This is a genomic window from Rhizobium sp. CF122, from assembly GCF_000282035.1.
Classification (GTDB): Bacteria; Pseudomonadota; Alphaproteobacteria; order Rhizobiales; family Rhizobiaceae; genus Rhizobium.
This window is the reverse complement of record NZ_AKKA01000026.1, coordinates 1-26,834: the sequence shown is the minus strand read 5'-3', so window position 1 is coordinate 26,834 and position 26,834 is coordinate 1. Positions and strand designations below refer to the sequence as shown.

At 58.9% G+C, this 26,834-nt stretch carries 30 protein-coding genes and 1 pseudogene; 17 read left to right on the top strand and 14 right to left on the bottom strand.

Annotated elements, in window-relative coordinates; genetic code table 11:
• Nucleotides 1–673 precede the first annotated feature (673 nt).
• Nucleotides 674–1,717, top strand: coding sequence for a porin (locus PMI09_RS07505; RefSeq protein WP_007790543.1), 1,044 nt, complete (start codon nt 674–676; stop codon nt 1,715–1,717).
• A 95-nt stretch (nt 1,718–1,812) separates the two neighbouring features.
• Here PMI09_RS07505 and PMI09_RS07500 read toward each other — a convergent pair whose 3' ends face one another.
• Both PMI09_RS07500 and PMI09_RS07495 read right to left on the bottom strand, forming a co-directional pair.
• The gene (locus PMI09_RS07500) at nt 1,813–2,700 is read right to left on the bottom strand and encodes an alpha/beta fold hydrolase (RefSeq protein WP_007790540.1); all 888 of its coding nucleotides are present in this window, start codon (nt 2,698–2,700) and stop codon (nt 1,813–1,815) included.
• 65 nt (nt 2,701–2,765) lie between these two features.
• Nucleotides 2,766–4,838, bottom strand: coding sequence for a transglycosylase SLT domain-containing protein (locus tag PMI09_RS07495; protein ID WP_007790537.1), 2,073 nt, complete (start codon nt 4,836–4,838; stop codon nt 2,766–2,768).
• A 214-nt stretch (nt 4,839–5,052) separates the two neighbouring features.
• Between PMI09_RS07495 and dapA the strand changes: the two genes are divergently transcribed.
• Both dapA and smpB read left to right on the top strand, forming a co-directional pair.
• A complete protein-coding gene (dapA, locus tag PMI09_RS07490) occupies nt 5,053–5,937 on the top strand; it encodes a 4-hydroxy-tetrahydrodipicolinate synthase (RefSeq protein WP_007790531.1) in 885 nt (294 codons plus the stop codon).
• 102 nt (nt 5,938–6,039) lie between these two features.
• Nucleotides 6,040–6,519 carry an SsrA-binding protein SmpB gene (smpB, locus tag PMI09_RS07485; RefSeq protein WP_007790527.1) on the top strand — a complete coding sequence of 160 codons (480 nt, stop codon included), beginning with the start codon at nt 6,040–6,042 and terminating at the stop codon, nt 6,517–6,519.
• 53 nt (nt 6,520–6,572) lie between these two features.
• On the opposite strand, the gene PMI09_RS07480 is transcribed toward smpB, so the two are convergent.
• The gene (locus PMI09_RS07480) at nt 6,573–7,154 is read right to left on the bottom strand and encodes a LabA-like NYN domain-containing protein (protein WP_007790525.1); all 582 of its coding nucleotides are present in this window, start codon (nt 7,152–7,154) and stop codon (nt 6,573–6,575) included.
• A gap of 286 nt (nt 7,155–7,440) precedes the next feature.
• Here PMI09_RS07480 and rpoZ point away from each other — a divergent pair, with 286 nt between their 5' ends.
• The 12 genes from rpoZ to PMI09_RS07425 all read left to right on the top strand — a co-directional run bounded on the left by rpoZ (nt 7,441) and on the right by PMI09_RS07425 (nt 17,590).
• On the top strand, nt 7,441–7,845 hold the full coding sequence (rpoZ, locus tag PMI09_RS07475; RefSeq protein WP_007790522.1) for a DNA-directed RNA polymerase subunit omega: 405 nt from the start codon (nt 7,441–7,443) through the stop codon (nt 7,843–7,845).
• Nucleotides 7,846–7,945: 100 nt separating this feature from the next.
• Nucleotides 7,946–10,195 carry a RelA/SpoT family protein gene (locus tag PMI09_RS07470; RefSeq protein ID WP_007790519.1) on the top strand — a complete coding sequence of 750 codons (2,250 nt, stop codon included), beginning with the start codon at nt 7,946–7,948 and terminating at the stop codon, nt 10,193–10,195.
• 184 nt (nt 10,196–10,379) lie between these two features.
• Complete coding sequence (locus tag PMI09_RS30095; RefSeq protein ID WP_007790517.1) at nt 10,380–10,529, top strand: DUF3563 family protein; 150 nt, start codon at nt 10,380–10,382, stop codon at nt 10,527–10,529.
• Nucleotides 10,530–10,670: 141 nt separating this feature from the next.
• Nucleotides 10,671–11,255, top strand: coding sequence for a DUF2062 domain-containing protein (locus tag PMI09_RS07465; protein ID WP_037082196.1), 585 nt, complete (start codon nt 10,671–10,673; stop codon nt 11,253–11,255).
• Nucleotides 11,252–11,656 carry a holo-ACP synthase gene (gene acpS, locus PMI09_RS07460; RefSeq protein WP_007790511.1) on the top strand — a complete coding sequence of 135 codons (405 nt, stop codon included), beginning with the start codon at nt 11,252–11,254 and terminating at the stop codon, nt 11,654–11,656. Before PMI09_RS07465 ends, acpS begins: the two co-directional genes overlap by 4 nt.
• 114 nt (nt 11,657–11,770) lie before the next feature.
• Nucleotides 11,771–12,514, top strand: a complete 744-nt coding sequence (gene lepB / locus PMI09_RS07455) for a signal peptidase I (RefSeq protein ID WP_007790507.1) — start codon at nt 11,771–11,773, stop codon at nt 12,512–12,514.
• A complete protein-coding gene (rnc, locus tag PMI09_RS07450; protein WP_007790504.1) occupies nt 12,511–13,230 on the top strand; it encodes a ribonuclease III in 720 nt (239 codons plus the stop codon). The genes lepB and rnc overlap by 4 nt, the downstream gene beginning before the upstream one ends.
• An 8-nt stretch (nt 13,231–13,238) precedes the next feature.
• Nucleotides 13,239–14,177 carry a GTPase Era gene (gene era / locus PMI09_RS07445; protein WP_037082192.1) on the top strand — a complete coding sequence of 313 codons (939 nt, stop codon included), beginning with the start codon at nt 13,239–13,241 and terminating at the stop codon, nt 14,175–14,177.
• Nucleotides 14,178–14,306: 129 nt separating this feature from the next.
• Entirely contained in the window at nt 14,307–15,059 is a 753-nt protein-coding gene (locus tag PMI09_RS07440; RefSeq protein WP_007790499.1) for a Crp/Fnr family transcriptional regulator, read from the top strand.
• Nucleotides 15,060–15,290: 231 nt separating this feature from the next.
• Nucleotides 15,291–15,653 (top strand): response regulator, encoded by a 363-nt coding sequence (locus PMI09_RS07435; RefSeq protein WP_007790496.1) that lies wholly within the window; start codon nt 15,291–15,293, stop codon nt 15,651–15,653.
• A gap of 68 nt (nt 15,654–15,721) precedes the next feature.
• Entirely contained in the window at nt 15,722–16,480 is a 759-nt protein-coding gene (gene recO, locus PMI09_RS07430) for a DNA repair protein RecO (RefSeq protein ID WP_007790494.1), read from the top strand.
• Between the two features lie 108 nt (nt 16,481–16,588).
• Nucleotides 16,589–17,590 (top strand): aldo/keto reductase, encoded by a 1,002-nt coding sequence (locus tag PMI09_RS07425; RefSeq protein ID WP_007790491.1) that lies wholly within the window; start codon nt 16,589–16,591, stop codon nt 17,588–17,590.
• Here the strand turns inward: PMI09_RS07425 and PMI09_RS07420 are convergent.
• The 3 genes from PMI09_RS07420 to PMI09_RS07410 all read right to left on the bottom strand — a co-directional run bounded on the left by PMI09_RS07420 (nt 17,587) and on the right by PMI09_RS07410 (nt 21,043).
• Nucleotides 17,587–18,441, bottom strand: coding sequence for an MOSC domain-containing protein (locus PMI09_RS07420; RefSeq protein ID WP_007790489.1), 855 nt, complete (start codon nt 18,439–18,441; stop codon nt 17,587–17,589). The genes PMI09_RS07425 and PMI09_RS07420 overlap by 4 nt on opposite strands.
• A 9-nt stretch (nt 18,442–18,450) precedes the next feature.
• Nucleotides 18,451–19,095 (bottom strand): HD domain-containing protein, encoded by a 645-nt coding sequence (locus PMI09_RS07415; protein WP_007790487.1) that lies wholly within the window; start codon nt 19,093–19,095, stop codon nt 18,451–18,453.
• Between the two features lie 67 nt (nt 19,096–19,162).
• Nucleotides 19,163–21,043, bottom strand: a complete 1,881-nt coding sequence (locus PMI09_RS07410; protein WP_007790485.1) for a putative bifunctional diguanylate cyclase/phosphodiesterase — start codon at nt 21,041–21,043, stop codon at nt 19,163–19,165.
• Between the two features lie 455 nt (nt 21,044–21,498).
• Here PMI09_RS07410 and PMI09_RS07405 point away from each other — a divergent pair, with 455 nt between their 5' ends.
• Nucleotides 21,499–21,813, top strand: coding sequence for a hypothetical protein (locus PMI09_RS07405; protein WP_007790483.1), 315 nt, complete (start codon nt 21,499–21,501; stop codon nt 21,811–21,813).
• Nucleotides 21,814–21,932: 119 nt separating this feature from the next.
• Nucleotides 21,933–22,448, top strand: coding sequence for a superoxide dismutase family protein (locus tag PMI09_RS07400; protein ID WP_007790481.1), 516 nt, complete (start codon nt 21,933–21,935; stop codon nt 22,446–22,448).
• A gap of 26 nt (nt 22,449–22,474) precedes the next feature.
• Here PMI09_RS07400 and PMI09_RS07395 read toward each other — a convergent pair whose 3' ends face one another.
• From PMI09_RS07395 to PMI09_RS32060, 8 genes and pseudogenes are all read right to left on the bottom strand, one after another.
• Complete coding sequence (locus tag PMI09_RS07395; protein WP_007790478.1) at nt 22,475–23,050, bottom strand: hypothetical protein; 576 nt, start codon at nt 23,048–23,050, stop codon at nt 22,475–22,477.
• 36 nt (nt 23,051–23,086) lie between these two features.
• Nucleotides 23,087–23,623 carry a tyrosine phosphatase family protein gene (locus PMI09_RS07390; protein ID WP_007790475.1) on the bottom strand — a complete coding sequence of 179 codons (537 nt, stop codon included), beginning with the start codon at nt 23,621–23,623 and terminating at the stop codon, nt 23,087–23,089.
• The gene (locus PMI09_RS07385) at nt 23,620–24,225 is read right to left on the bottom strand and encodes a YfbR-like 5'-deoxynucleotidase (RefSeq protein WP_007790472.1); all 606 of its coding nucleotides are present in this window, start codon (nt 24,223–24,225) and stop codon (nt 23,620–23,622) included. The genes PMI09_RS07390 and PMI09_RS07385 overlap by 4 nt, the downstream gene beginning before the upstream one ends.
• The gene (gene ygfZ / locus PMI09_RS07380; protein ID WP_007790469.1) at nt 24,222–25,055 is read right to left on the bottom strand and encodes a CAF17-like 4Fe-4S cluster assembly/insertion protein YgfZ; all 834 of its coding nucleotides are present in this window, start codon (nt 25,053–25,055) and stop codon (nt 24,222–24,224) included. The genes PMI09_RS07385 and ygfZ overlap by 4 nt, the downstream gene beginning before the upstream one ends.
• Nucleotides 25,056–25,117: 62 nt before the next feature.
• A complete protein-coding gene (locus PMI09_RS07375) occupies nt 25,118–25,864 on the bottom strand; it encodes a hypothetical protein (protein ID WP_007790466.1) in 747 nt (248 codons plus the stop codon).
• Between the two features lie 17 nt (nt 25,865–25,881).
• Nucleotides 25,882–26,139 carry a hypothetical protein gene (locus tag PMI09_RS07370; protein WP_037082203.1) on the bottom strand — a complete coding sequence of 86 codons (258 nt, stop codon included), beginning with the start codon at nt 26,137–26,139 and terminating at the stop codon, nt 25,882–25,884.
• 100 nt (nt 26,140–26,239) lie between these two features.
• On the bottom strand, nt 26,240–26,713 hold the full coding sequence (locus tag PMI09_RS07365; protein WP_007790460.1) for a TIGR02301 family protein: 474 nt from the start codon (nt 26,711–26,713) through the stop codon (nt 26,240–26,242).
• A gap of 17 nt (nt 26,714–26,730) precedes the next feature.
• A pseudogene (locus PMI09_RS32060) lies at nt 26,731–26,834 on the bottom strand (ADP-ribose pyrophosphatase); the annotation flags it as partial.

The window sequence follows — 26,834 nt, the reverse complement described above, 5'->3', positions numbered from 1 at the left end:
CGTAGACGTTCCTCCATCACCGGAGTCTCTCCACGGCATCACACCTCCCGCCAAAAGGCGAAAACTGTTACCTATGTCTTCGGTACGAAACGTCACCTATCTCTCAGATCGGCCACGCACAGTCAGTTTTGACATTGATCGTCCTCATAGGGCGCTATCCTTCTTGCACGACGGCTACCACCTCCGCGCTCGGCGCGCCGAATCTCGCGTCAGCAGAATCGAACTGAGAATCATCCTTAGTCAGCAAAACTGATTCTGCTCCGATTGAAGGTGCAGCCCGCGGCGGGCGCCAACTCCTTATCATCCACATCTTCCACAAAAGACGCGAATCCGGCGAGAAACTGGTTCCAATGTGGCACAATCCACAGCCGCGTGCCGCCGCTCAGCGCCGGTAAACTCCCGCAGAATCAGGGGTTTCTTAATAAAGTATAAAGAAACGAGAGGGGCGCATGCCGCATTTGTGACCTTTCAGCAACAGCGCATGCGGAAGGCTGTCGCAAATACCCCAAACGGGCAAGTTGGTGATTGCGTGACAGTCCCGGTCTTGTATTTTCAACTTCGGAAGCGAGGGCGGTTGATCGTCCGACTTCTTGAAACATGGGGATGGGGCAGGGAACGCTGCTCTAACGGCGAAAAACCCAGACCCGATCGAAACTTTGAATTGGAGGTCAATATGAACATCAAGAGCCTTCTTCTCGGCTCCGCTGCTGCTCTCGCAGTAGTTTCCGGTGCTCAGGCTGCTGACGCTATCGTTGCTGCTGAGCCGGAACCGGTTGAATACGTCCGCGTCTGCGACGCTTACGGCACCGGCTACTTCTACATCCCGGGCACGGAAACCTGCCTGAAGATCGAAGGTTACATCCGTTTCCAGGTTGACGTTGGTCCGGATGAATCTGGTCCGTCCAGCTGGGATGCGTTTACCCGTGGTCAGGTTCAGTTCACGGCTAAGAGCGACACCGAGTACGGCCCGCTCACCGGCGTGATCGTTCTGCAGGCAAATGCCGACAACGCTACCTTCCAGAACACGATCCTCGACTCGGCTTACCTGGACATCGCCGGCTTCCGCGCTGGTCTGTTCTACAGCTGGTGGGACGATGGCCTGTCTGGCGAAACCGATGACATCGGCAGCCCGGTTACCCTGCATAACTCGGTCCGTTATCAGTACGAAAGCGGCGACTTCTATGCTGGTATCTCGGTTGACGAGCTGGAAGACAGCCCGTACTACAACGGCGAAGGCCCGAACAACGTCGGCGTTGCTGTCGGTATCGGTGGCAAGGCTGGTGCCTTCTCCTACCAGGTCACGGCCGGCTACGACACCGACAACGAAGCCGGTGCTGTCCGCGCTATGGGTACGGTTGCTGTTGGTCCGGGCACGTTCGGCCTCGCAGCTGTCTGGGCAAGCGATCCGGGTGCGTACTACAACGCTGCTGAATGGGCAATCGCTGCTGAATACGCTATCCAGGCTACCGACAAGCTGAAGATCACCCCCGGTGCTCAGTGGTACGGCAACTACGGTGTTAATGCTAGCCCGCTAGGTGGTTTTGGGCCTGGTGGCAGCGATGCTGACTTCGGCAACGACGATGCTTGGAAGGTTGGTCTGACGGTTGATTACCAGATCACTGACAACTTCTACGCCAAGGCCACTGTCAACTACCTCGACGGCGACGACATCGACGACGTCACGACTGGCTACTTCCGCCTGCAGCGTGCATTCTAATCTGGTCTGACTTCGGTCAATCAGGAGAGCCCGGCTTTCGAGCCGGGCTTTTTTGTGGGACATTGCAGGGAGCGAACTCCTTGGTTGCGTCGCCTCTATGCTTCTGCAACGAAGCGCCGGATATGCCTGAATATTGGCTCCAAATGAAGCAGCGGGGCGTGCCCCTGGCCAGGCGCCTCCAGTATCGCAAGTGATGGGTGTCGAGCGTTCATCTCGGCAAGCGTGTCGTCCGAGAGAAGATCCGAGTATTCCCCCTTGATGACCAGCAGTGGCTTTGCAGCCAATTGATCGTAGTACAGCCAGAGATCCGATAGCGGCTGGTCGAAATCAATCATCTGCAACTGAGCGGCAATTGCGGGATCGAAATCGGCGACGGGCATGCCATCGGCGTCGCGATAGATCGTCGCGGCCATCTCCTGCCAGTCATGCTCTTGGAGGGCGGGGAAATACAGGCTATGACAGGCCTTGAGGAACGCGACGGCTTCCGGCCAGTCGCTCGGCGTCGCGGCGGAATTGAGATAGTCACGAATGCGCTTGAGGCCGCTTGGCTCGATCTTCGGCCCGATGTCGTTGAGGATAGCCGCGGCAATCAGATCCGGTCGCATTTCAGCCAGAAGATGAAGAATCAGTCCGCCCCGCGAGGTGCCGATGAAGATGGCGCGATCGATGCCGAAATGCTGGCAGGCTGATACGACATCCTGGCTTTCGACGCGGAGATTGTAGTTCGCCTTGTTGACATCCCGGTCGGAGCGGCCCCGTCCGCGATAGTCGAGCGTGATGACGCGTCTCGGTGTTGCTGGATCAGTCGACAGTAACAGCGCCAGTTGGTGAAAATCGCGCGAGTTTCGCGTCAATCCGGGCAGACAGATAATCGGCAGGCGGTCCGCGATCTCGGGGCCGCCATAGTCTCGCGCATAGAGCGTCAGTCCATCATCGCTCCGGTAGGTTATTGCCCGGAAGCCATCGTCTCTTGCCGTATCCACGCTCATCGTCCTCCAGCCTGTAGCGGGTACAGCTTAGCGAGGCCGGCAATATTCGCAAATCGCGACTAGGAGGAGCGACCGCCGATCAGGTCGCGGACGATGTCGCTCGGCTGGCCGAGCCGCGCCTTGTAGACTTCGTAGTTCTCCATCACCCGCTGCACATAGTTGCGCGTCTCGGGGAAGGGTATCCGCTCGATCCAGTCGACGATGGTGTCGATCGATTGGCCGCGTGGGTCGCCGTAGCGGCCGATCCATTCGGGTACCCGCTTGGGACCGGCATTGTAGGCGATGAAGGTCATAATATAGGACCCGCCAAAGGCATCGATCTGCTCGCCGAGATAATGTGCCCCGAGTGTCGCATTGTAGCCGGCGTCGGCCGTCAGCCGATCCTTGGAATACGCGATGTTGTGGCGCTTGGCGACGGCCTTGGCCGTTCCCGGCAATATTTGCAGCAGTCCGCGCGCATCCGCGGCCGAAACAGCCGCCGGATTGAAAGCGCTCTCCTGACGGGCGATCGCGTAAGCGAGCGCCTTGCCGGAACCGGAAATGTTGGCATTGGTCGGAATGACGCCGAGAGGGAAGGCCAGTGCTGCGACATCGACGCCGCGCGAATAGGCAATCTTGCCGACCTGCAGCGACAGATGGTGGTCGCCGGAGCGCTCCGCCTGCGCGCCCAAAACCGCAAGTTCGCCGGGGCTCTGCAGTTGCTCTGCGAGCGCCAGATACAGGCTCTGCGCCCGCCAGCCATGGCCGGCCGCATCAAGGCGGGCGATGGCCTGTACCGCTTCGCGTGCGAGATAGTGTTGCCGGTCGGCCTGGCTGGGCGATGGGTAGGTCACATTCAGTGTCTTGCGGCCGAGCTTGTCGCTGGCGAGTTGCCCATAAAAGGTCGTCGGATAGCTAGCGGCCTTGGCGTAGAACTCGGAAGCCTTGCCAGGTCCGCCGGCCTCGGCGGACCGTCCTATCCAGTACCAGGCGCGCGATACGGAAATCGGTCCATTGGAAAAGTTGAGGATCTTGCGGAAATGCGCCTGTGCGGCCGCGGGGTCCTGCAGGCCGCGCAGCGCGTACCAACCCGCATGGAACTCCGCCTCGACGATGTCGGTCGGTGTCGTTGCTGCATAGTTGGCAACGATCCCATAGGCGGCCTTGAATTCCCCCTGGTCGACGAGGCCGCGGCTGACGATTCGTTGCTCGTTCCACCACTCGCCTGCATTGACCAGTTCATCGCGATTGCGAGGCGCCTTCTGCAGCAGCTTGGCGGCCTCCGCATACTTGTCCTGTTTTCGCAGGTATTCGATACGTGCGAAGAGATAACCGGCATCGCCTTTCCACTGGCCGTCGACAGCGGCAAGAAGCGCGCCGGCGTTGGGCGCCTTGTTCATGACGGCCGCCCAGGCCTTGTAGAGCGATTGAGCCTGACCCATGTCGGCAAAGCGCTTGGCCTGCGCCGCACGGTTGCGATACATCAGGTAGTCCATTCGCGCCTTATGATCGGCGGGCGTCAGCAAGCCGGAAAACTCCGCCAGAATCTTATCTTCGGTCGGCTTGTCTAGCGTTTCACCGCGCCAGACCTTGCGAATATACTTAGCCGCTTGGCTCTGCTTGCCTGTTGCAACGAGTGCACGTGAAAGGATCATCGCACCCGAAGTCGTCTCCGGTGCTGTCTGCCCAAAGGCGGCCAGAATAGAGCTGGGGCCAGGGTTTTCGTCGTAGAGGGCGCGTTCGGAATAAGCGCGCAATTTCGCGAGCCCCGGCCACCCCTGTAATTCCTGTGCGGCGGCAGCAATCTCTGTAGAGGGAATGCCCTTTTGTCCGGAGACCGCTATCGCCCAGGTCAGAATATGGCGGTCAAGCGTCCCACGTCCCATGCGGTCGCGAATGGAAAGGGCCTGCAGTGGATCATTGTCCGAAAGCGCATCCAACCCTGACTTCAAATCGCTGTTGACGGGTGTGATTGCCTGGCTGCGCGGAATCGAACCGGTGACGATCGATTCCGGTACCGATGTTTGCGGGACAAAACCGATCGGCTTTACGTCGGGAACGGGGGCGTCCTCGTTCGGAAGCGAAGACGCGACGCTGCTCCACGCGGCGGCGGCAAAGCCGAGGGCGGACAGGATCAGGACTGCTTTCTTCATGGGACACTCACAACGAAAACACGCCCAACCATTTGACGGGAGCCATCTTAACGAAAGCTTACTGAAGTCAGTAAACTTCGTTCACATTTGCTATCGGAATTTTGCCCTAAACCGATCCATGCGCGCTTGTCGCGGCGATTTCACCGCACTATGGTGCCCCACCAATATTCAAGGAATGCGGCCGAAGCGTGAATTCGGCCATGAGGAGTTCTGCATGTTCCAGGGATCCATTCCCGCTCTCGTCACTCCCTTCACTGATGCTGGCCAGGTGGATGAGGCCTCGTTCGCGAGCCACGTCGACTGGCAGATCAAGGAAGGCAGCAGTGGTCTCGTTCCGGTCGGCACGACCGGCGAATCTCCCACGCTGTCGCATGCCGAGCACAAACGGGTGGTGGAACTCTGTATCGAAGCCGCAGCCAAGCGCGTGCCCGTGATGGCCGGCGCTGGTTCGAACAACACGCGTGAAGCGATCGAACTTGCTCAGCATGCAGAGAAGGCAGGCGCGGATGCCATCCTTGTCGTCACACCTTACTACAACAAGCCGACACAGAAGGGGTTGATCGCGCATTTTTCGGCGATCGCCGATGCTGTAAAGCTGCCAATCTATATCTACAATATCCCGGGCCGTTCGGTGATCGACATGACACCGGAAACCATGGGGGCGCTTGCCAAGGCACACTCCAATATCGCTGGCGTCAAGGATGCGACCGGAAAGATTGAGCGCGTGTCTGAACAGCGTCTTACCTGTGGCAAGGAATTCAGGCAGCTGTCGGGCGAAGATGCGACGGCACTCGGGTTCAACGCCCATGGCGGTGTCGGCTGCATCTCGGTGACGGCCAACGTGGCGCCGCGCCTTTGCGCGGAGTTCCAGGCAGCGACGCTTGCCGGTGACTACGCGAAGGCGTTGGAATATCAGGATCGCCTGATGCCGCTGCACAAAGCAATCTTTCTGGAGCCCGGCCTCTGCGGAGCAAAGTATGGCTTGGCAAAGCTGGGGCGGATGAGCCGCAACGTGCGTTCGCCGCTGGTATCGACGCTAGAGCCTGCCACGGAAGCGGCGATCGATGCCGCCATGCGCCATGCCGGCTTGCTGAACTAAGGCAGCCGCTCGAACTGCCTTCACAGCCGGGCGATGTTCCCTTACATACAAGGTACGAGATAAGGGCGCGACAGTCGCGCCCTCAAGCATTTGGAATGTGTCATGGCCCCCAAAGGCAGCGAACGCGTGGTCAAGAAGATCGTTGCGGAGAACCGCAAGGCGCGCTTCAACTATGAGATCATCGATACCTACGAAGCCGGCCTCGTGCTCAAGGGCACCGAGGTCAAGTCGCTGCGCGAGGGTAAGGCCAATATCGCGGAATCCTATGCCTCGGACGAGGACGGCGAGATCTGGCTGATCAACTCCTACTTGCCGGAATATCTGCAGGCAAACCGCTTCAATCACGAGCCGCGCCGGCGCCGCAAACTCCTCCTTTCCAGCCGCGAGATCAATCGCCTACGGGCAGGGATCAACCGTGAAGGCATGACCTTGGTCCCGTTGAAGATCTATTTCAACGATCGCGGCCGCGCAAAGATGGAACTGGCGCTTGCCAAGGGCAAGAAGCTCCACGACAAGCGCGAGTCGGAGAAGGAGCGCGATTGGAACCGACAGAAGAGCCGTCTTCTGAAGGATAACGGCTAGCCACCATCCCGGCGGCATTTCTGCCCGGACATAATGGCACTCCATTGATCGGTCTAAGCTTCCAGATCGGTTGGTGCGGCGGTTTCGGTGGGCCGCGGCGGCCGCTCCGAGGGATCGCGCCCGATTTCGCTCTTCAGGGACAGAAGATCGATGAAGTGATCGGCCTGTCGGCGCAGGTCGTCGGCAATCATCGGCGGTTGTGTTGCCATCGTCGATATGACGGAGACCTTTCGGCCCTTGCGCTGCAGCGCCTCGACGAGCGTCGTGAAGTCTCCATCGCCGGAGAAGATGACGAGATGGTCGACGGTCTCCGATTGCTCCATCGCGTCGATCGCAAGCTCGATGTCCATGTTGCCCTTGATCTTTCGGCGGCCCATCGAATCCGTGAATTCCTTCGCCGGCTTGGTGACGACCTTGTAGCCGTTGTAGTCCAGCCAATCGATCAACGGACGAATGGAGGAATACTCCTGATCTTCGATTAGCGCTGTATAGTAGTAGGCGCGCAAGAGATAGCCGCGTTTCTGAAATGCCTTCAACAGCTTGCGGTAGTCGATATCGAAACCAAGGCTTTTGGACGCAGCGTAGAGATTGGCGCCATCGATAAAAAGAGCAATTTTTTCGCGTGGATCAAACATCGCGTACCAATCCAATGTGAGCAATCTTGGTGCTTCCGTCAAAATCCAAAGAAACAATGGGTTATGCGGCCGCTTGGAACAATTCTTACTTTATGAACTATTCATATAAGAGAGATTTAGGGCACGATTCGCGATATTCCAAGCAACTTTTGGTGGAAACCCGCTTTCGGTTTCAAAATTCGCCGCCGTCGCCCGTTGAGGCTTCGCACAATGAAAACTTGAATTTGTCCGGTTTTAATTGTATCGGGCGTGTTAATCCCGAGATCACGACCGTAAAGGACAGGCAATGGCCCGTGTCACCGTAGAAGACTGCATCGATAAAGTTGAGAACCGCTTCGAGTTGGTTCTGCTTGCCAGCCACCGTGCCCGGCTGATTTCCCAGGGCGCCTCGATCACCATCGATCGTGACAACGATAAGAACCCGGTTGTGGCGCTTCGCGAGATTGCCGATGAGACGCTGTCTCCGGACGACCTCAAGGAAGATCTGATCCACTCGCTGCAGAAGCATGTCGAAGTCGACGAGCCCGAGCCCGATGCGGCGAGCCTCATCGCAGCCGGCGGCGTCGCTGCCGCCGATAGCGAAGAGCAGGAGGATCTTCCGGAAACGATCACCTTCGACCAGATGTCGGAAGAAGAGCTTCTGGCTGGCATCGAAGGCCTCGTGCCACCGGAAAAGAGCGACGATTACTAATCGTCAACCTTGCGCCGTTATTGCTTCGGCATATTATTGCATATCATGTGCGCCAATCCGTGATTGGCGCGCTTTTCTTTTTTAATGGAGTGGTTTCGGGATGATGCGGCAGTACGAGCTCGTGGAGCGGGTTCAGAAATATAAGCCCGATGCCAACGAAGCCCTGCTGAATAAAGCCTATGTCTATGCAATGCAAAAGCATGGACAACAGAAACGTGCCAGCGGCGATCCCTACATCTCGCATCCGCTGGAAGTCGCCGCCATTCTCACCGACATGCATCTCGACGAGTCGACGATCGCCGTCGCCCTGCTGCACGACACCATTGAGGATACGACGGCGACGCGCGCCGAGATCGACGAGCTGTTCGGAGAAGACATCGGTCGGTTGGTCGAAGGTCTGACGAAGATCAAGAAGCTCGATCTCGTCACCAAGAAGGCCAAGCAGGCCGAAAACCTGCGCAAGCTGCTCCTCGCCATCTCCGACGACGTGCGCGTGCTGCTCGTAAAGCTTGCAGACCGACTGCACAACATGCGCACGCTGGATCACATGTCACCGGAAAAGCGTGCGCGCATTTCCGAGGAGACAATGGATATCTACGCACCGCTCGCCGGGCGCATGGGTATGCAGGATATGCGCGAGGAACTGGAAGACCTCTCGTTCCGCCACATCAACCCGGAAGCCTACGAGACGGTCACTGGGCGGCTTGAGGAACTCTCCAAGCGCAACGAAGGTCTGGTCAAGAAGATCGAGACCGAACTGGGCGATCTGCTCGAAGCAAACGGACTGACCGGCGCCATCGTCAAGGGGCGTCAAAAGAAGCCTTACTCCGTGTTCCGCAAGATGCAGTCGAAGTCGCTGTCCTTCGAGCAGCTTTCGGACGTCTACGGCTTCCGCATCATCGTCGATGATATTCCGGCTTGCTACCGGGCTCTCGGTATCGTTCACACCCGCTGGCGCGTGGTTCCTGGGCGCTTCAAGGACTATATCTCGACGCCGAAGCAGAATGACTACCGTTCGCTGCACACGACGATCGTCGGCCCGTCCAGCCAGCGCATCGAGCTGCAGATCCGTACCCGGCGCATGCACGAGATCGCGGAGTTCGGTATCGCCGCCCACACGCTCTACAAGGATGCCGCTTCGACCTCTGACAACGATATCCTGTCGCGTGAGTCCAACGCCTATTCATGGCTGCGACACACGATCGAGGCGCTTGCCGAAGGAGACAGCCCGGAGGAGTTCCTGGAGCATACAAAGCTCGAGTTGTTCCAAGATCAGGTCTTCTGCTTCACGCCCAAGGGCAAGCTGATCGCGCTTCCGCGAGGCGCGACCCCGATTGACTTTGCCTATGCGGTTCACACCAATATCGGCGACACGACGGTCGGCGCCAAGATCAACGGTCGTATCATGCCGCTCGTGACCCGGCTGGCAAATGGCGATGAGGTCGAGATCATTCGCTCCGGCGTGCAGGTGCCACCTGCAGCCTGGGAAGAGATTGTGGTAACGGGCAAGGCGAGGGCCGCGATCCGCCGCGCCACCCGATTGGCCATCCGCAAGCAGTATGCCGGCCTCGGCCATCGCATTCTGGAGCGCACCTTCGAGCGGGCCGGCAAGATCTTCTCGCGCGAAGCGATGAAGCCCGCGCTCCATCGGCTTGGGCAGAAGGATGTCGAAGACGCCATCGCCGCTGTCGGTCGTGGCGAGATGTCGTCGCTCGACGTGTTGCGCGCCGTTTATCCGGACCATCTGGAAGAACGCGTGACGGCCAAGCCGAGCGGTGACGACGGTTGGTTCAATGTTCGCAGTGCCTCGGGCATGATCTTCAAGATACCGGGCAAGGCGAAGTCGGGTGTCGATGGCGCGGTCGCGGACCTCAAAGCCGATATCGATATGGATACCATGCCGATCCGTGGCATTTCGAGCAATGTCGATGTGCAGTTTGCGCCGACGGGCGCCGTACCCGGTGACCGCATCGTTGGGATCATGAATACGACGGAGAAGGGCAACGGTATCACGATCTATCCGATCCAGTCGCCGACGCTGCAGCGTTTCGATGATCAGCCGGACCGTTGGATCGATGTTCGCTGGGATCTTGATGAGGCTAACAAATCGCGCTTCGTGGCGCGGATCATGGTCAACGCGTTGAACGAACCCGGCACCTTGGCTAAGCTCGCCCAGACCGTTGCTGGCGTCGACGTCAATATTCGGGTGTTCAACACGGTGCGCGTCGCAACCGACTTCACCGAAATGACGCTCGATGTTGAGGTTTGGGACCTTCGGCAACTGAATCAGCTGCTTGCCCAGCTGAAGGATCTGGAGTGCGTCGCGACGGTTCGCCGACTTTACGAATAGGCCGGCGAAGCCGGTTGGTGGGCTGTCTGCACATTTTATGATCGTTTCGTGACCAAAGTCGCGCTGATATAAGGCGAGTTATGCGCATGGCGCATGGCTGCGCCGACCTTAGAGCGTTGGTAATTGCTGCTGCGAGCGCCTATCTTCCAGTCATCAGGAAATGAACAGAAGATGAGGCAAAGAAATGTTTACACCAATCAAGAAGATCGCCCGCGCACTGCGCGCTCCGACTGCTGAAGAGCGCGAAATGGCTTACCTGAACGGTTCGTTTGACCGTATCGATCTTGAATATCGTCAGCGTCAGGTTGACCGCGGCCTTTTCCGCGCCCGTTAATATCGGGTCTATACTTGAAGAATGGAAGGGGCGTATTGCATATCGCGCCCCTGGTGAGTGCTCAGTCTGCAGTGATCAAATAATGACTGAGATGGTTTGACGCTCTTGTCACGCTGGTGCGGGTTGCACTACATACGCGCCATGTTGTTCCGACGTCGAAAACCTGCTGGATTCCGTGAAAAGCTGCGTGAGTTGTTATGGCCTCGCAAGGGATTCTTGCGGCCGCTCCGCTATCTCACGATGCGTGTTCTGCGCTTGACGGCGTCGCCGCACGCCGTTGCCATGGGTGTCGCCGCAGGGATCTTTGTGTCCTGGACGCCCTTTATTGGCGTTCATTTCGTCATGGCCTTCGTGCTCAGTTATCTCTTCTCCGGCAACATGGTCGCCGCTGCGCTTGGCTGCGCGGCTTTCGGCAATCCGCTGACCTATCCGTTCATCTGGGGGGCGACCTGGGAGATCGGTCACCTGCTGCTTGCTCGTCAGGATACGATGCAGGGGCACTCGATCGATCTCGGCGCCCTGTTCCATGAGCTGCATGTCAGCGAGCTCTGGCGACCCGTTCTCGAGCCGATGCTGGTTGGCTCCATCCCACCGGCACTTTTGACTTCCGCTATTGTCTACTTCGCGACCTTCTACACCGTGAGGGGCTTCCAGGCGCGCCGCCGCGAACGCCTGATGATGCGTGCCCGTGTACGGCTGTCACATCCAGCGCAGGAAACCGTATGATTATCGGTATCGGCAGCGATCTCATCGACATCAGGCGCGTCGAGAAATCCCTCGAACGCTTCGGCGAGCGTTTTACCAATCGCTGCTTCACCGAGATCGAGCGGGCAAAGTCCGATCGGCGTGCCAATCGCGCGGCCTCCTATGCCAAGCGCTTTGCCGCCAAGGAAGCTTGCTCCAAGGCTCTTGGAACGGGCATGGCGCAAGGGGTGTTCTGGAAGGATCTCGGCGTCGTGAACCTGCCAAGTGGCAAGCCGACGATGAAGCTGACGGGCGGGGCAGCCGAGATGTTGCAATCGCTGCTGCCGGCGGGCCACAAGGCTGCCATTCATTTGACGATAACGGATGATTATCCCTTGGCGCAGGCTTTCGTCATCATTGAAGCCTTGCCCGAAAATGCCTGATCAGCGACGTAGAGTCGCTTTTAATGTTGGCGCCATTGCCGCAATCGGCCGAAGCCGCTAGAGAGAAGCAAACAAGAGTTGTGCCCTTGGGGCGCATTGAAGGAATAAGACTGCGTGTCCGAAAAAGTCGAAACCAAGCCGAACGCCCTGTGGGAAAACATCAAGGTCATCGCCCAGGCGCTGATTTTGGCAATGGTTATCCGAACGGTATTTTTTCAGCCGTTCACGATTCCGTCCGGCTCCATGATGCCGACTCTGCTTGTCGGCGACTACATCTTCGTCAACAAGTTCGCCTACGGCTATTCGAAGTACTCGCTGCCTTTCTCGCCGAACCTCTTCAGCGGCCGCATCTTCGCGAGCGAGCCGAAGCGCGGCGACATCGTTGTCTTCCGTTTCCCGCCGAACCCGGACGTCGATTACATCAAGCGCCTGGTCGGTCTTCCCGGCGATCACATTCAGGTCACGGAAGGTGTGCTCTACGTGAACGGCAAGCCGGTTCCGAAGGTACCGGATGGCACGTTCAATTCCGACTACGCCCAGGATCCGGGCCAGGACGTGCCCGTGTTCCGCGAGACGCTGGATAATGGTGTTAGCTACGATACGCTGGATCAGTCCCCGGTTTCGCGCGGCGATAACACGCGCGAGTTCATCGTTCCTGAAGGTCACTACTTCATGATGGGCGATAATCGTGACAATTCGCTCGACAGCCGCTTCGATGTTGGCTTCGTGCCGGCGGAGAACCTGGTCGGTCGCGCCAGCGTCATCTTCTTCTCGCTCGGCAACGACACTTCATTCCGCGAGATCTGGAAGTGGCCAACGAACATGCGTTGGGATCGTCTCTTCAAGGGCGTTGAATGAGTAAGGCGCAGACGCTCTCGGCGGCGGATCGAACAAGGCTTGAGGCCCTGATCGGTCACCAGTTCGCCGAGAAAGAGCGGCTCGATCGGGCTTTGACTCATGCGAGCGCCCGCACGCAGAAGGGCGGGAACTACGAGCGTCTGGAGTTTCTTGGCGACCGTGTGCTTGGCCTCTGCGTCGCCGAACTGCTCTTCCGCACGTTTGGCGCGGCGACTGAGGGCGAACTTTCGGTACGCCTCAATCAGCTCGTCAGTGCCGATACCTGCGCGGAGGTTGCCGACGAGCTCGGCCTGCACCTGTTCATTCGCACTGGCGCCGACGTCAAGAAGCTGACCGGCAAGCGCATGATGAACGTGCGCGCCGACGTGGTCGAAAGCCTCATCGCGGCGATCTACCTCGACGGCGGCCTGGAGGTCGCCCGACGTTTCATTTTGAAGTTCTGGGAAAAGCGGGCAGCACGCGCCGACGGCGCTCGGCGCGACGCAAAGACCGAGTTGCAGGAATGGTCGCACGCCAAATTCGGCATCACGCCGATCTATCGGGTTGAAGAACGCACCGGACCGGATCATGATCCGCGCTTCACGGTGACGGTGGAGGTCACAGGTGTTCAGCCCGAGACGGGCATCGAACGCTCAAAGCGGGCTGCAGAGCAGGTCGCAGCCACACGAATGCTGGAACGCGAAGGCATTTGGCAGAAGCCCTCTGCCGGAAACTGACGGGATAAATGACGGAAGAACACGATATGGCGGATGACGCCGCTGAAACCGCGGGCGCGACACGGTCGGGCTTCGTCGCGCTGATCGGGCCGACCAACGCCGGCAAATCGACGCTGGTCAATCGCCTGGTCGGCGCCAAGGTCTCCATCGTCAGCCATAAGGTGCAGACGACGCGTGCCATCGTGCGCGGCATCGCGATCCACGACAATGCGCAGGTCGTGTTCATGGATACGCCTGGTATCTTCAAGCCGCGTCGGCGGCTCGACCGCGCGATGGTGACATCTGCTTGGGGCGGCGCAAAGGATGCCGACCTGATCATGTTGCTGATCGACAGCGAACGCGGTCTGCGCGGTGATGCGGAAGCCATTCTTGAGGGCCTCAAGGAGGTGCATCAGCCGAAGATTCTTGTCTTGAACAAGATCGATCGGGTCAAGCGCGAAGATCTGCTGGCGCTTGCGGCGGCGGCCAACGAGAAGATTGCCTTCACCCATACCTTCATGATCTCGGCCGAGAATGGCTCCGGTTGTGATGACGTCATGGACTATCTGGCAAAGACGCTGCCCGAGGGACCTTGGTACTATCCCGAAGACCAGATTTCCGATCTTCCGATGCGCCAGCTTGCGGCGGAGATTACCCGTGAGAAGCTGTTCCTTCGCCTGCATCAGGAGCTTCCCTATTCGTCGCATGTCGAGACGGAGAAGTGGGAAGAGCGCAAGGACGGCTCGGTGCGGATCGAGCAGGTGATCTACGTCGAACGCGACAGCCAGAAGAAGATCGCGCTCGGCAAGGGCGGCGAAACGATCAAGGCAATCTCCTCGGCATCACGTCGGGAACTTTCCGAAATCCTCGAGCAGCCGGTCCATCTTTTTCTATTCGTGAAGGTTCGCGAAAACTGGGGCGATGACCCCGAGCGCTTCCGTGAAATGGGGCTGGATTTCCCGAAGTAGAGCGACAGCTTCTGCAGCGTTGTTTCTATGGTAAAAATTGCCTCTGCGTGGAACAGCCCTCGGGGTTCGCGTGTTGTTATGTGAAGCGCCAATCCCGGCGGCGCCGTTCCGTTGAGCACGAGGACCTGTATGGCGACCCGGCGCCCCACTTACTCGTTCAAAACGCCGTGCGAGCGCTGTCCGTTGCGTGCTATCGCGACGTTCAGGGAGTTCAGCAGCGAAGAGCTTGAATTCGTCTCGAAGTTCAAGAGATGCGAGCTGGCCGTGGATGCCGGTGCCACGATCCTCGTCGAGGGCGCACATAGTGCTCACCTGTTCACCGTTCTCTCCGGCTGGGGCTTCCGCTACAAGACACTGGAGGACGGACGCCGGCAAATCCTGAACTATGTAATGCCGGGTGATCTGATCGGTCTTCAGGGAACGATCATGGGGGAAATGCAGCATTCCGTCGAAGCATTGTCGCCTGTGTCTCTTTGCGTCTTCGAGCGCGACAAGCTGATGACCCTCTATAACAAGCATGCGTCCCTGGCCTTCGACATCACCTGGATTGCTGCCCAAGAGGAACGCATCCTTGACGAACACCTATTGAGCATTGGCCGTCGGACGGCGCTCGAACGAGCCGCCTACCTCATCGCCTTTTTGTTTGAACGCGGGAAACGGCTGAAGCTGTTCAACGGTGAGGCGTCGATCCCGATCACGCAACAGCACGTGGCAGATACGTTGGGGCTTTCGATTGTCCATACCAACAAGACATTGAAAAAGCTTGCTAATCGTAATCTCATCTGCTGGCAGGAGCGCACCTGCGAGGTGATAGATGGCGACGGCCTGATGGCTGCTGCCGGCTGGGAGGGGCTTGGAGAGAAAGTCCGTCCATTCATATGATACGTGTCGCCGATGTGTCTTATTTAAATGCACACCACGCGATGTGGAGCTATGTTCCTCCGCGCCATCTTTCTTCCTGCTTTGCTTTTTATCGACGCGAAACGAAAAAGCGGCTATGCAAGTTAAGCGGTAAATGGTCATCGGCCAATGAGCCATGGGGCGTCAGAGTGGAAATCCGGGAAATGCAATGCCGAGCGTCTTAGATGACACTCAGCGAGGGGCGTATTGGGTATGAAGGCAAACCGTGTTCTGGTCCTTGAGGACAGTTTGATCATCGCGATGGAAGCCGAGGATATCCTTCGCCAGGTGGGCGTAGAAACAATTGGTATCGTCAGCAGCCTCGACCAGGCAATGGAGGCGACCAGGACCGAAACCTTCGATTTCGCGTTGCTGGACGTCAACCTTGGCGAAGTCATGAGCTTCGATTTCGCCCGTCATTTGGCCAACATCCATATCCCGTTCGGGTTTGTGAGCGGCTATTCGGACACGAAGGACTTTCCCGAAGATCTCCAGAATGTGCCGCTGCTCGTCAAACCGTTTGGCGAATCGGCGATGCGCGACTTCCTTCAGAAGCTCTTCCCAGCCAGCGTCTGAATGCCTCTTCATGACAGAGCACCAGTGTTGCGGTAGGATCGAGTCGTAAGGTTTAGGGTTCGCTTCCGATGCAGTGGCACGACCGGGCAATCATCTTGGGTGTCAAGCGCCACGGCGAGACGAGCGTCATCGCCGAGGTGATGACGCGCGAGCGCGGGCGCCATCTGGGCATGGTCCGTGCCGGCCGGTCGCGGGCGATGCAACCTGTCCTTCAGCCCGGCAACGAAGTCGAGGTCACATGGCGCGCGCGCCTTGATGAACACCTTGGCGAGTTTCGCATCGAGCCATTGACGTTGCGGGCCGCGCGCCTGATGGAAACGGCGACGGCCGTCTATGGTGTGCAGGCGATGGGCGCGCTGTTGCGGTTGCTGCCGGAGCGCGATCCGCATCCGCATCTCTTCGAGGCACTCGAGGTCATCCTTGACAATCTCCACAACCCGGCCGATGCCGGTGAGCTTTTCGTCCGCTTCGAACTCGCAGTTCTGAACGACCTTGGTTTCGGCCTCGATCTGACCGAATGCGCTGCTACGGGCGCGCGTTCCGACCTTGCCTATGTATCGCCGAAGTCGGGCAGGGCGGTCAGCCGGACAGCAGGTGCTCCCTGGGCGGACAAGATGCTGCTCCTGCCGTCATTTCTGAACAGCGAGGAAAACCGCGCGGCCGATATCGACAGCCTCAACGCCGCGTTCCGCCTGACGGCCTTCTTCCTCCATCGCCATGTCTATGAGCCACGCGGAGTGGAGGCGGCGGCTGCGCGGGAGGGCTTCGTACAGGCGGCACTGAAAGCACTGAAGGCAGCCGCTACGCAGCACGAACTGTCTACCTGATCGATCGTTTTTCATCGGTGAAAGATATCGTGCAGAGCAGGTGCTTTACGCGCCTCACGCTCCTGCCTATTTCGATCGCATGCAGCCCAGCGATCGGAGGAGTAGACGATGCTGACCAAGCCCGATATGAGGACCACGATAAATCTCTGGAACAATTATGAAATACCCAGATTGGGCATGGGCTGCTGGGCAATCGGCGGACCGTTCTATGCCGGCGATACGCCACTGGGGTGGGGCGAGGTCGATGACGACGAGTCCATCGCCGCCATTCATCGCGCAATCGAGCTCGGCATTCGTTTCTTCGATACCGCCTCGAACTACGGGGCGGGGCATTCAGAGGAAATCGTCGGGCGTGCGTTCGGCAATCGCAGCGACATTGTCATCGCGACCAAGTTCGGCTTTGCCACCGACCCCCAGTCGAAGCAGGCAACAGGCGCCTTCGCCGATCCGGAGTTTATTCGTCGCTCGGCCGAAACATCGCTACGCAGGTTGAAGCGGGATCGCCTCGATCTGCTTCAGTTTCATCTGAACGACTTTCCGCTGGAGCAGTCGGATGATGTCTTTGAAACGCTGGAGAAACTGCGCAGCGAGGGCAAGGTCGACGCCTTCGGCTGGAGCACGGACTATCCCGATCGTGCCGCGCGACATGCCGACCGCCCTGGTTTCGTTTCCGTCCAGCATACGATGAACGTCTTCGAGCCTGTGCCGGATATGATCGCGGTGATCGAACGGCATGGACTGATCTCGATTAACCGCGGGCCGCTCGCGATGGGGTTACTCAGCGGAAAATTCCGCGCGGACACGAAGGTCGGCGATAAGGATGTTCGCGGCGCAAGCCTCGACTGGATGATCTATTTCAAGGATGGGCGCATTGCGCCGGAGTTCGCAGCACGGCTGGAGGCGGTTCGCGAGCTGCTGAAGTCCGACGGACGAACTCTCACGCAGGGCGCTTTGGCCTGGCTATGGGCGCGCTCGCCTCGAACTCTGCCGATCCCGGGCTTCCGCACCGTCGCCCAGGTTGAAGAAAACGCCGGCGCGTTGGCCAAAGGCCCGCTATCGCCAGCGGTCATGACGGAAATAGACGAGACGCTTGCGCAGCTTCGGACCTAGGCGCGCTCGCGGATCTTGAAAGACCAGCCTTCGGGCCTCTCCTCTATGATCCTGACCGGGTCACCGACCGCAATTCGACCGGTTCCGCGAGGCGTGACATTCCAGCCGAAGAGCGGGCCGGGTACACGCCGGTCCGCAGACATCCGAATGCGCCCCAGGGCCAGCATCGGATTGGGAACCTCGCGCGATCCGGTCGATTGGTCCTGCGTCGTCATGATGCAGCGCGCACAGGGCTTGACGAGGTCGAAACGAATGCCGCCGATCTCGACCGCTGCCCAGCGGTCTTCCGGCCAGGCTTCCTCGGTGTCGACGACGATGTTCGGCCGAAACCGCTCCATGCCGACACGACCTTCGCCGTGCTTTTCAAGGTCGGCATTTAACGCCCGCAGGGAGCCGGTTGTCGTCAGCAGGATCTGGTAGCCATCGGCAAATGTGACGGGTGTGCCTTCGCCAGCCCATTCCGCGCTTGCGGAACGCCTAGCGTCCTGATCGAAAAACACCAGTTTCACTTCTCGCCCAAGCCAGGTTGAAAGTTCGTCATTTACGGCGTCATCGGCAACCGCGGCGTTGACGATGGACTTCCATATCGAGACATTCATCCGCCGCGCGGCATTGGGGATTTGCACCGCCATCTGCTGGCCACCCATGGTGAGGCGCAGCTCCGAAGACCCGGGCTGTAGGGCAATGCGGGCAAGCTCGGGCAACTCGCGCTGTGTAACGAAGTGTCCGTCCCGATCGGTGATCATCGCGCGCCGATCGCCCGGTGGGCCGAAGGCGTCGATCTCGGTTGATGGTAGGGCAATGCCGCGGGCGCTCTTGAGCGGATAGATGAAAAGCTCGGTGATATGCATCGTACGCTCCTAGATTTCGTCCATGAACGCTGCAAGGAAGTCGCGCAGCCGTTGGTCACGCGTGGCCGCAAGCGCCCGGCCGGCCTTCGTTTGAAAGCCATCCGCCAGTTTGAATAGCTTGGTCTGGAAGTGGTCGATCACATATCTCTTGTCGTCGAGTTCGCGGTTGCTGCCGGCCGGATCGAACGGATCATAGAGCGCCGACGACATTCTGCCGCCGATATAGAAGCATCGGCCCGCGCCGACCATGCCTATCGCATCGAGCCGGTCGGCATCCTGCAGTATCTTGGCCTCCAGGGTTTCTGGCGGGACTTTTGCGGAGAAGCTGTGCGCGACAATGGCATGTGCGACTGCTGCGATATCGTCACGATCCCAGCCAAGCTCCGCGAGTACGGCCGATGCCTTCTCTGCCGCCAGCGCTGACGCTTGCGACCGCATGGGCGAATTCTTCTCCACGGCAACACAGTCGTGCAGGAGGACGGCAGCCGCCAGGATCCTTGCATCACCACCCTCAAGAGCCTGGATTCGCATGGCGTTCTTGAAGACACGCAAGACATGCGCGATGTCATGCGAACCGTCATCGCTCTCCGACGAATGCGGCCCGAGCTGGGTGGCGAGGTCTTCAAATGGAGCGAAAGCTTTCGCCTGGAACATGGGATCACCGCGTTGAAAAGAAGGCGTCCTTCCATAAACGCAGGAACCACGAGTCGCAACGAGCCCACTAGCTCGCGCGGGCGCTGGCATGCTCCTGCGGCGGCCGGGCCAGCAGGTAAGGCACGTCGGCTGCAGGCCGCGGCGGACTGATGTGATAACCCTGGATCTCATCGCAGGCTTCACGCTGGAGCAGGGCCAGTTGCTCGGCCGTTTCTACTCCCTCCACAGTTACACGCATGCCGAGCGCGTCGCCGAGAAGGATGATGGCGCGCATGATCGCAAAGGCTTCCTTGCCTTCGACGATACCGTCGACGAATGACTTGTCGATCTTGATCTTGTCGAAGGGGAAGCGCTGGAGATAGCTGAGCGACGAATAGCCGGTGCCGAAATCGTCCATGGCGATGCGAATGCCGCTTCGCTTGAGCATGTGCAGGATGGGCAGGGCCTCATCGAGATTTTCCATCAGCACGCTTTCGGTGATCTCAATTTCCAGACGGCCGGCCGGAAGCTGCGCTTCAGCCAGTGCCGCGGCGACATCGGCCGGCAGATCACTGTTCGTGAATTGAATGGCTGATACGTTGACTGCGACCTTGATATCTTTCGGCCAGTGCACCGCATCGCGGCAGGCGCGGCGCAGCACCCAGCGTCCGATGTCGACCACGAGACCGACCTCTTCCGCAAGAGGGATGAATTCCAGTGGCGGCACCCGACCGCGCGTCGGGTGGTTCCATCGCACGAGCGCCTCGAAACCGCAGATCCGCTGCTGGCTGAGATCATAGAGCGGTTGATAGTGAAGCTCGAATTCCTCGCGCTCGACTGCTTTCCGCAAATCCGCTTCCAGTGCATGCCGCGTTTCGATTTGCGCTTCCATCTCGGCGGTGAAGAAACGCTCGCCGTTGCCGCCGCTGCTCTTGGCGTGCGACAGCGCGACGCCGGCATGCTTCAGCAGGACATCCGTCTCCGTTCCGTCTTGCGGACTGATGGCGATACCCATCGATACGCTGAGTTCAACGGCCTTGTCTCCGCGAAAGAACGGTTCTGACAGTTCCCGCCGGATCTGATCGGCAAGAGCCGTGACATTCCATGGCTGCTGCCGGCCGGATTGGAGAATGGCGAATTCGTCGGAGCCAAGGCGCGCCAGTACATTGCCGGCGCCGGCCGACATGCGGATGCGCTCGGCCACCTGTCGCAGGATCTTGTCACCGGCCGAGACGCCGAGCGTGTTGTTGATCGATTTGAAGCGATCAAGATTGAGGTGCACGAGTGCGATGTGTTCGTCGGGCTTGCGACCGGCCAGCGCTGCGTCGATGCGTTCCCGTAGGCTGATGCGGTTTGGCAGGCCTGTCAGCGGATCGTGATGAGCGAGATAGGTTATGCGGTCGGCCGCCTTTCGGTCTTCGGTAATGTCGGCGTGGATGGAAATATTGCTACCATCAGGCAGCACCGTGATAACGCTCTGGATGGTACGTCCGTCTTCCATCATCCATTCGCGGTGACGGATTTGTCCGCCCTCCGAGGTGGCGTCCCGTAAACGGGAAGCATTTTTCTCAACTCGCTCGGTGCCGCGGATCTTTGCGATCAACGATCCCATCGAAGCCCCAGGAGAGGCCTCCTCGGCGCTGAACCCGAAGAGTTGCCGGAAACGGATGTTACAGACGATCAACCGCTGCTGTGAATCGAAGACACTCAGGCCCTGAGGCAGGTTGTCGAGAACGATCCCGAAGAGGCGCTTTTGCTCCGCGAGATCTTCCTTTGAGGCGACGAGGCTGCCCTTCAGCTCACCGTTTTCCTTGACGAGCAGTCGAGAACGATCCTCGGCGGCCCGCTTCTTTCCTGTCTGCAGCCGATATGTCTCGACGACAAGGGTCATCAAGCGCTCGGCGTTGGCAGACCCGTCCTCATTGACAGCGGTTGTGCACTGTTGCCGAAAAAGGGCTTCAGCGTCCATTTGCGGCAATCTCCACGTCGGGAGAGAAAGGAACGTGAGCGGAGCCCAGTGGACCGCTTGCTAATCTGCAATTGCGACGCGGCGCGTCAGACATGAAAGGACCTTCTGAAACAATCGAAAAATATCGTCTATACAATCTTAAACTCAACCGGCGATGTGCCGCCGTGGCAAAGATAATCCGTCGGTCGCATTAAAATTCTATTGCAACGCAAACGAATATATCCCTGGCACTATATTTGGCTGCTTCAGCCGAAATGCCGGCAAATGCAGGGGATCTGAGCCGGGACCACACGTCGCCGACGCGTCAAGATCACACTTTGTCAATCATGGTTAATGGCATGTTAACAGCTTATTGACGCAGTGCGCAAATCAGTTTAACGACTGATTAGTCTTTGATTTTCCCCATTTCGTATTGCGTACAAACATCACCGAAACGGCGGTGAATGGAGGTTTGTATGAGCCAAGTTTCATCGGTTAGCGACACGTCCTACGCGTATCTCGCGACGCTGTCGCGGCTGGACACAAATGGTGACGGCGTGCTGAGCCGGGGCGAGCGGGCGGCTGATGATAAGCCGGGCATTCTAAAGCAGTTGGGCGAAGAAGATACGATCCAGGAATTTGCACCCAAGCTGTCTGACGGCGTGCTTGCATTCATGATGGGCACTCGCGAGAGCGGAAGCGTCAATTTTTATCAGCAGTCTCAGCAAAACACCTCTTACGATGTGTATAAGAGCACTTACGGTCAGTACGATCTCGATACCGTCGCCTGATTGTGTCGCGTGTGAATCGTCAAGGCCGGCCGCTCGAGGCCGGCTTTTCTTTGTTGCCAATTCAGGAACAGCTTCACGCCTCGCACGTTGGAAACGACGATGCAAGGAAGGAAGGTCCAATGAAAACAGTCCTCTCGATTGCCGCTTGGGCGTTCATTACGGTCTCTTCAGCCGTGTTGGCTCAGGATAAGCAAACGGCCACTGCGGACTTCGTGGGCGGTGATGGAAAGGCAAGCGGTCGGGCCACTCTGACGGCTGCAGCAAACGGTGGCGTCTTGATCGAAGTCGAAGTGACTGGATTGCCTTCGAACAGATGGGTCGCATTCCATGTCCACGAGACCGGTAATTGCGACGCCGCGGGACATCACGAGTCGGCTGGAAAGCACTTCAATCCGACTAACACTGAGCACGGTCTGCTGTCCGCAAAGGGACCCCACACCGGCGACATGCCCAATCAGTATGTTGACCAGGATGGCGTTCTGCGGGCACAGGTGTTCGACAGCATGGTCACCCTCGACGGCAAGACCGACGGCATCCGCGGTAGAGCCTTGATCGTTCATTCCAATTCCGATGATTATCGTAGCCAACCTGCAGGGGACGCAGGCGAGAGTCTAGCATGCGGCGTCATTAAGTAGGCTATTTCTGCTCCGACGTTGGTCGGTCAGTGATAGTAGTATCGCTCTGCGTACCACTCGCTTGATGCCATGGGCTTATCCGTCGCGATCCACTGTCCGACACTGCTCGTTTCGAGCACTTCGGCTGTTGCGTGATCCTCCAGTCCGACGAATATGATGTTTGTGTTCTCGCGCAGCCGAGGATCGGTGGCGAAGCCCATGCGGCCATCGTCTCCCACGTGCATCAGGCTCATCCTGACGTAGAAGAACTCGGCCTGACAATCCTCCATGCCTTCCTCGTTGAAAGCATGAGCAACGTCGATCACCGACTTCTGTGGCCCATTATAGACGGCGATCGTCTCGTTGAGCCCAAATGTTGCTCCGTAGAGCGCGATCGAGCTTGTCGGAACTGGAGCTGTGGCGCCGGTGGTCATGTCCATCTGCTGGCCGAAGAAGCTGGCTTTCCCGACATTCAGGTCGCCGCGAAAGAAATAGGAAAATCGATCACGCGTCAGATAAATCGCCTGCCATCGAAACCATATATACGCGTCCGAGGCGCTGCTCAGGCCCTTGAGCGTGGCCAAACAGCTTACAAACGTATCGCGATAATTCTGCAGCGACATCGATCAACCTCCTCTAAGAGGTTAACCGGTATCGACTCAAAACGTTCCGGCAGTCGGCTCTTCCAAGCTCAACGTAAACGGCGCGTTTCCGTCCGCATCTGCGCCCCTGCCAATGGCGCGAACCGAATCCACCAATCGCCCACCGCGACCGAGCATGTCATCACCGATTTGAACGAGCCGGGTATTGGGGGTCGCATAGGGTGACGCGGTGCGCAGCCGGCGAACCAGCGCACCGTCGTCCTGCTCAGGCGACAATGAGAGAGCGGCAATCAAGGCGGCTGCGGGTGAGCGAGACACGCCCATCCAGCAATGGATCAGAAGAGGTGCGCGTTGGTCCCAATCACGTACGAAATCGATGATCTCCCGGACATGGGTTTCATCAGGCGCCACGAGATTGCCGGTTCCCTTGAAGGCGATGTCATTCATATTGAGGAGAAGATGCCGGTGCGCCTGGATCACCCCGGGACGGTGAAAGGCGTGCTCTTTTGCCATCAAGCTGATCATCTCACGCGCGCCATGCCTGACTGCCATCTCGGCGATCCGGGCAAGAGGCGCGACAACGATCATCGTCATGCTTTGCTGCTCCGTATGGTCTCGATTGCGTCGAAACGTTCGCAAAAGAGGCGCTGCGCCTCGACAGCCGGCAAGGGCGTCATCAGCAGCATGTCTTTGGTGATCCCGCGTGGCTGACCAAAGAATTTCTGCGCCTCCGCCGAGGTAAAGCCGGCAAGCTGCGTTGCCTCGAAATAGGCGGCGATGGTATCGGCCTTCTTGATCCTCTCCTTAAGCTCGCGCGTCGGGTGAGGCGGCAGCCCAAAGCGAAGGTGGACGGCCGCTTCCAGCCGCTTTTCGACGGCCTTGTATCCGCCGCCTACGACCGACTTGAAGGGTGAAATCATGTCGCCGATGACATACTCCGGCGCATCGTGGAGCAGCGCCATCAGGCATTGGTCGGCTGTCGCATCGTTGAGACGGCGGAAGATATCCTCCACGACAAGGCAGTGCTGCGCGACTGAGAAGGCGTGATCCCCAGAAGTCTGTCCGTTCCAGCGGGCAACGCGCGCGAGCCCATGCGCGATATCGCTCATCTCGACGTCAAGCGGAGAGGGGTCGAGCAGATCGAGCCGGCGGCCCGAGAGCATGCGTTGCCACGCGCGCGGCGCCTTTGTAGTCACGCGCTCGCCTCGTCCGCCGTTGACGGGAATATCAGTCCCGTCCAGGCAGGCAATTCCAGGGTAACGGATGTGTCGCCCGCCAGCAGCGGCGTGTGTGCCGCCATGGCTTCACCGGCACGATCGATGCGAACGATCGCAAGGCCGTCTTTTCCGACGACCGAACCGAGCGTGCCGACCGGCTTGCCGGCGGCGGTTATCTCCGTCCCCGATGGCGGTAGTGCCACCTCGGCCTTCACCGTGACGACGCGGCGGCGCGCCGTTCCACGATGCTGCATGCGCGAAACGACCTCCTGGCCGACATAGCAGCCTTTCTTGAAGGAGAGGCTGCCATTGAAATCCATCAGGACATCGTGCGGGAAGGCGTCCTGCAGGGCATAATCCTGTCCGGGCACGGCGATGCCGTTCGCAATGCGCAACGCATCGTAAGCCTCGAGATCATCGGTACCTTGCTGCCCCGGTTGCCGGATGACCGAAATACCTGCCTTGGCGAAGCGACTGTCTGCCAGCCCCTTGCTTGCAGTTTCCCAGGAAACCGTCACGCCTTCGCCGGCCGGCGACAGCTCGACGGCAGCCCTGAGCTTATACACCGTCAGCCGCTTGAGCAGCGCATCCCGCTGATCGTTGTCCGTCTCGATAACGAACCCGCCGCCGTCCCGCCAGATCATGAAGTCGAAGAGGATTTTGCCCTGAGGGGTCAAGAGCGCACCTGGTCGTGCTTCGTCCGCCGAAAGCGCCGCGAGGTCCGTCGTGATCAGATTCTGCAGAAAGGATTGTGCCTCCGAGCCGCTGACCCGGATGAGCGAGCGGTTCTTCAGAAATACGGCTGGCATGGCGGCACCTGTCGCGTTCGTTCTCGCTCAGAAGTATGTCTTCAGTGAAGGGATCGCAAGCCTCAGTCGCCGGCGGTGAAGTACTTCCACTTGCCATCGGGGGTGATGCCCAGCCGATAAAAATTATAGCCGCCGAATTCCTGCATGTCGGACAGGTCGCCTGCCGTAACGATGCGCAGCAATTCCACCCGCTCGGGAGGCGTCAGCGCCTTCAGGTCCTTCTCGGCGAAATAAGGCCAGACATACATCTCGTCAGCCGTGCCTTGGCCAACATGAACGAACCCAGTGGAAATAATGTCGAGCATAATTGCCAGGATCTCATCGCCCTCGGGATCGCCCGAAAGGTCCTTGAGCGCGCTGATTGGATCGTCGGTCGGCTCGCCGACAGTCACCTGGGTCTGGCTGGAGCCGCTGCCGAGCAGAGGCCGCAGCCGCTCGAGATCGCCCGAAGCGGCAGCTTCGACGATCTGCTCGCGCATCTTGCGAACGGGCTCAGGGACTTTGCTGATATCGTAGATGATTTCGACAGGCTTCGTGCTGTCCTGGGCGCCGGGTGTCTTGTCGTTGCCCTGACCAGCCTGCGAGTTGACCAACGGGTCGGGCATCGGAACGCCGGGCGCGGTTGGCGATGCTGCGGGCTTGTCGCCGCTTTGGCCCGGAGCGCTCTGCTCGGCTTGGCCCGGGGTCTTCTGCAGCTCGGACAGTGCCAGGGCCGAGGTCCCGGTCAAAAAGCTGCTGGCGCTAAGGCCGATTGCAAGCAAAAGCGGCACCATCGCGGGCCGCGAAGCATTGTCCCTAGCGGTATGCATGAAACTCTCTGTGATTGTTATTGCAAGGTGCGGCTTGGAGAAAACTCGCCGGCAAGCATGCGCTCGCGCAAGGAATCCAGCAGCGCTTCTGCACTGTTTTCGCCATGTAGGCGAATGGTTTCGCGCAGCGCGTGGATGATTGCTGTATCGGCGATGATCTCGGGTTCGATTCCGTCTGCCATGCCGTCGGCCCAGGCTTCGTTATGGTACTCCAAGGCCGCCTGAGTCTTCTCATGAACGATCATGTCGTCGATGTCATTGAGGCTTGGTTCCATTGTCATTTCCTCAAACTGCATGCCTTACTGCCTAGTTAACAACCTTATCAGCCTTTTCCCAAAACGACACGGCCGGGTGTGAAAAGAGGTTAATTAACCGTTAATTTCCGAACCGCGACGTAATTTCTGTGGCAAGTGTTGCACCTTCGGCACGGTATCGCTCTTCTGCCACGATGGCTGCCTGCGTGCAATCCGTATAAACCGACGCGAAGGCACGGTAGCCGCGATTGAAGGCCGCGGTTAGCTGTTCCTTGCGTTGCGGCTCGTCTTTGGCTTCTGAATCAAGCAATTGCTGCATGCGCCCTCGCCATTCGCCGCCGTTTTCCGCTTTACACAGAGTCCTCAGGTAGTGCACTGAGCCCAGCACTTCAGCAAGCCGTGAGAGCTTGTCGTCGTAGGGCACGGTGACCGTTTTTGGCGCATTCTCCTCCGGCAACGGTGTCGGCGCTGGGCCCTGTGCCCATACGCGGGCGGGTAGGACGGCGCTTGCGCACAATGCAAGAGACAGGAACACGCGTCGAACGGCAATCATGTCCATAGTTGATACTCTGACAGTGACGGTAACAAGGCGCATGCAGGAGTTTCCACCGCTTATTCGCTGCCGGACGCCAAGCGTTCGGCACATTCAAGCACGCTTTGAGGGGTGGGTAGCCGGCGGATCTCCTCGACAGTGAACCAGCCGATATCGGCGGCGG

Bases quoted from the DNA above. Each gene is read 5' to 3' on its own strand.
- PMI09_RS07420 (WP_007790489.1), bottom strand. From the start codon at position 18,441: ATGCATATCACCGAGCTTTTCATCTATCCGCTCAAGAGCGCCCGCGGC.
- era (WP_037082192.1), top strand. From the start codon at position 13,239: ATGACGGAAGAACACGATATGGCGGATGACGCCGCTGAAACCGCGGGC.
- dapA (WP_007790531.1), top strand. From the start codon at position 5,053: ATGTTCCAGGGATCCATTCCCGCTCTCGTCACTCCCTTCACTGATGCT.
- PMI09_RS07415 (WP_007790487.1), bottom strand. From the start codon at position 19,095: ATGTTCCAGGCGAAAGCTTTCGCTCCATTTGAAGACCTCGCCACCCAG.
- PMI09_RS07480 (WP_007790525.1), bottom strand. From the start codon at position 7,154: ATGTTTGATCCACGCGAAAAAATTGCTCTTTTTATCGATGGCGCCAAT.
- recO (WP_007790494.1), top strand. From the start codon at position 15,722: ATGCAGTGGCACGACCGGGCAATCATCTTGGGTGTCAAGCGCCACGGC.
- PMI09_RS07410 (WP_007790485.1), bottom strand. From the start codon at position 21,043: ATGGACGCTGAAGCCCTTTTTCGGCAACAGTGCACAACCGCTGTCAAT.
- smpB (WP_007790527.1), top strand. From the start codon at position 6,040: ATGGCCCCCAAAGGCAGCGAACGCGTGGTCAAGAAGATCGTTGCGGAG.
- PMI09_RS30095 (WP_007790517.1), top strand. From the start codon at position 10,380: ATGTTTACACCAATCAAGAAGATCGCCCGCGCACTGCGCGCTCCGACT.
- acpS (WP_007790511.1), top strand. From the start codon at position 11,252: ATGATTATCGGTATCGGCAGCGATCTCATCGACATCAGGCGCGTCGAG.
- ygfZ (WP_007790469.1), bottom strand. From the start codon at position 25,055: ATGCCAGCCGTATTTCTGAAGAACCGCTCGCTCATCCGGGTCAGCGGC.
- PMI09_RS07495 (WP_007790537.1), bottom strand. From the start codon at position 4,838: ATGAAGAAAGCAGTCCTGATCCTGTCCGCCCTCGGCTTTGCCGCCGCC.
- PMI09_RS07505 (WP_007790543.1), top strand. From the start codon at position 674: ATGAACATCAAGAGCCTTCTTCTCGGCTCCGCTGCTGCTCTCGCAGTA.
- PMI09_RS07405 (WP_007790483.1), top strand. From the start codon at position 21,499: ATGAGCCAAGTTTCATCGGTTAGCGACACGTCCTACGCGTATCTCGCG.
- PMI09_RS07365 (WP_007790460.1), bottom strand. From the start codon at position 26,713: ATGCGCCTTGTTACCGTCACTGTCAGAGTATCAACTATGGACATGATT.
- PMI09_RS07400 (WP_007790481.1), top strand. From the start codon at position 21,933: ATGAAAACAGTCCTCTCGATTGCCGCTTGGGCGTTCATTACGGTCTCT.
- PMI09_RS07375 (WP_007790466.1), bottom strand. From the start codon at position 25,864: ATGCATACCGCTAGGGACAATGCTTCGCGGCCCGCGATGGTGCCGCTT.
- rpoZ (WP_007790522.1), top strand. From the start codon at position 7,441: ATGGCCCGTGTCACCGTAGAAGACTGCATCGATAAAGTTGAGAACCGC.
- PMI09_RS07440 (WP_007790499.1), top strand. From the start codon at position 14,307: ATGGCGACCCGGCGCCCCACTTACTCGTTCAAAACGCCGTGCGAGCGC.
- rnc (WP_007790504.1), top strand. From the start codon at position 12,511: ATGAGTAAGGCGCAGACGCTCTCGGCGGCGGATCGAACAAGGCTTGAG.
- PMI09_RS07370 (WP_037082203.1), bottom strand. From the start codon at position 26,139: ATGGAACCAAGCCTCAATGACATCGACGACATGATCGTTCATGAGAAG.
- PMI09_RS07390 (WP_007790475.1), bottom strand. From the start codon at position 23,623: ATGACGATGATCGTTGTCGCGCCTCTTGCCCGGATCGCCGAGATGGCA.
- PMI09_RS07435 (WP_007790496.1), top strand. From the start codon at position 15,291: ATGAAGGCAAACCGTGTTCTGGTCCTTGAGGACAGTTTGATCATCGCG.
- PMI09_RS07395 (WP_007790478.1), bottom strand. From the start codon at position 23,050: ATGTCGCTGCAGAATTATCGCGATACGTTTGTAAGCTGTTTGGCCACG.
- PMI09_RS07470 (WP_007790519.1), top strand. From the start codon at position 7,946: ATGATGCGGCAGTACGAGCTCGTGGAGCGGGTTCAGAAATATAAGCCC.
- PMI09_RS07465 (WP_037082196.1), top strand. From the start codon at position 10,671: ATGTTGTTCCGACGTCGAAAACCTGCTGGATTCCGTGAAAAGCTGCGT.
- PMI09_RS07425 (WP_007790491.1), top strand. From the start codon at position 16,589: ATGCTGACCAAGCCCGATATGAGGACCACGATAAATCTCTGGAACAAT.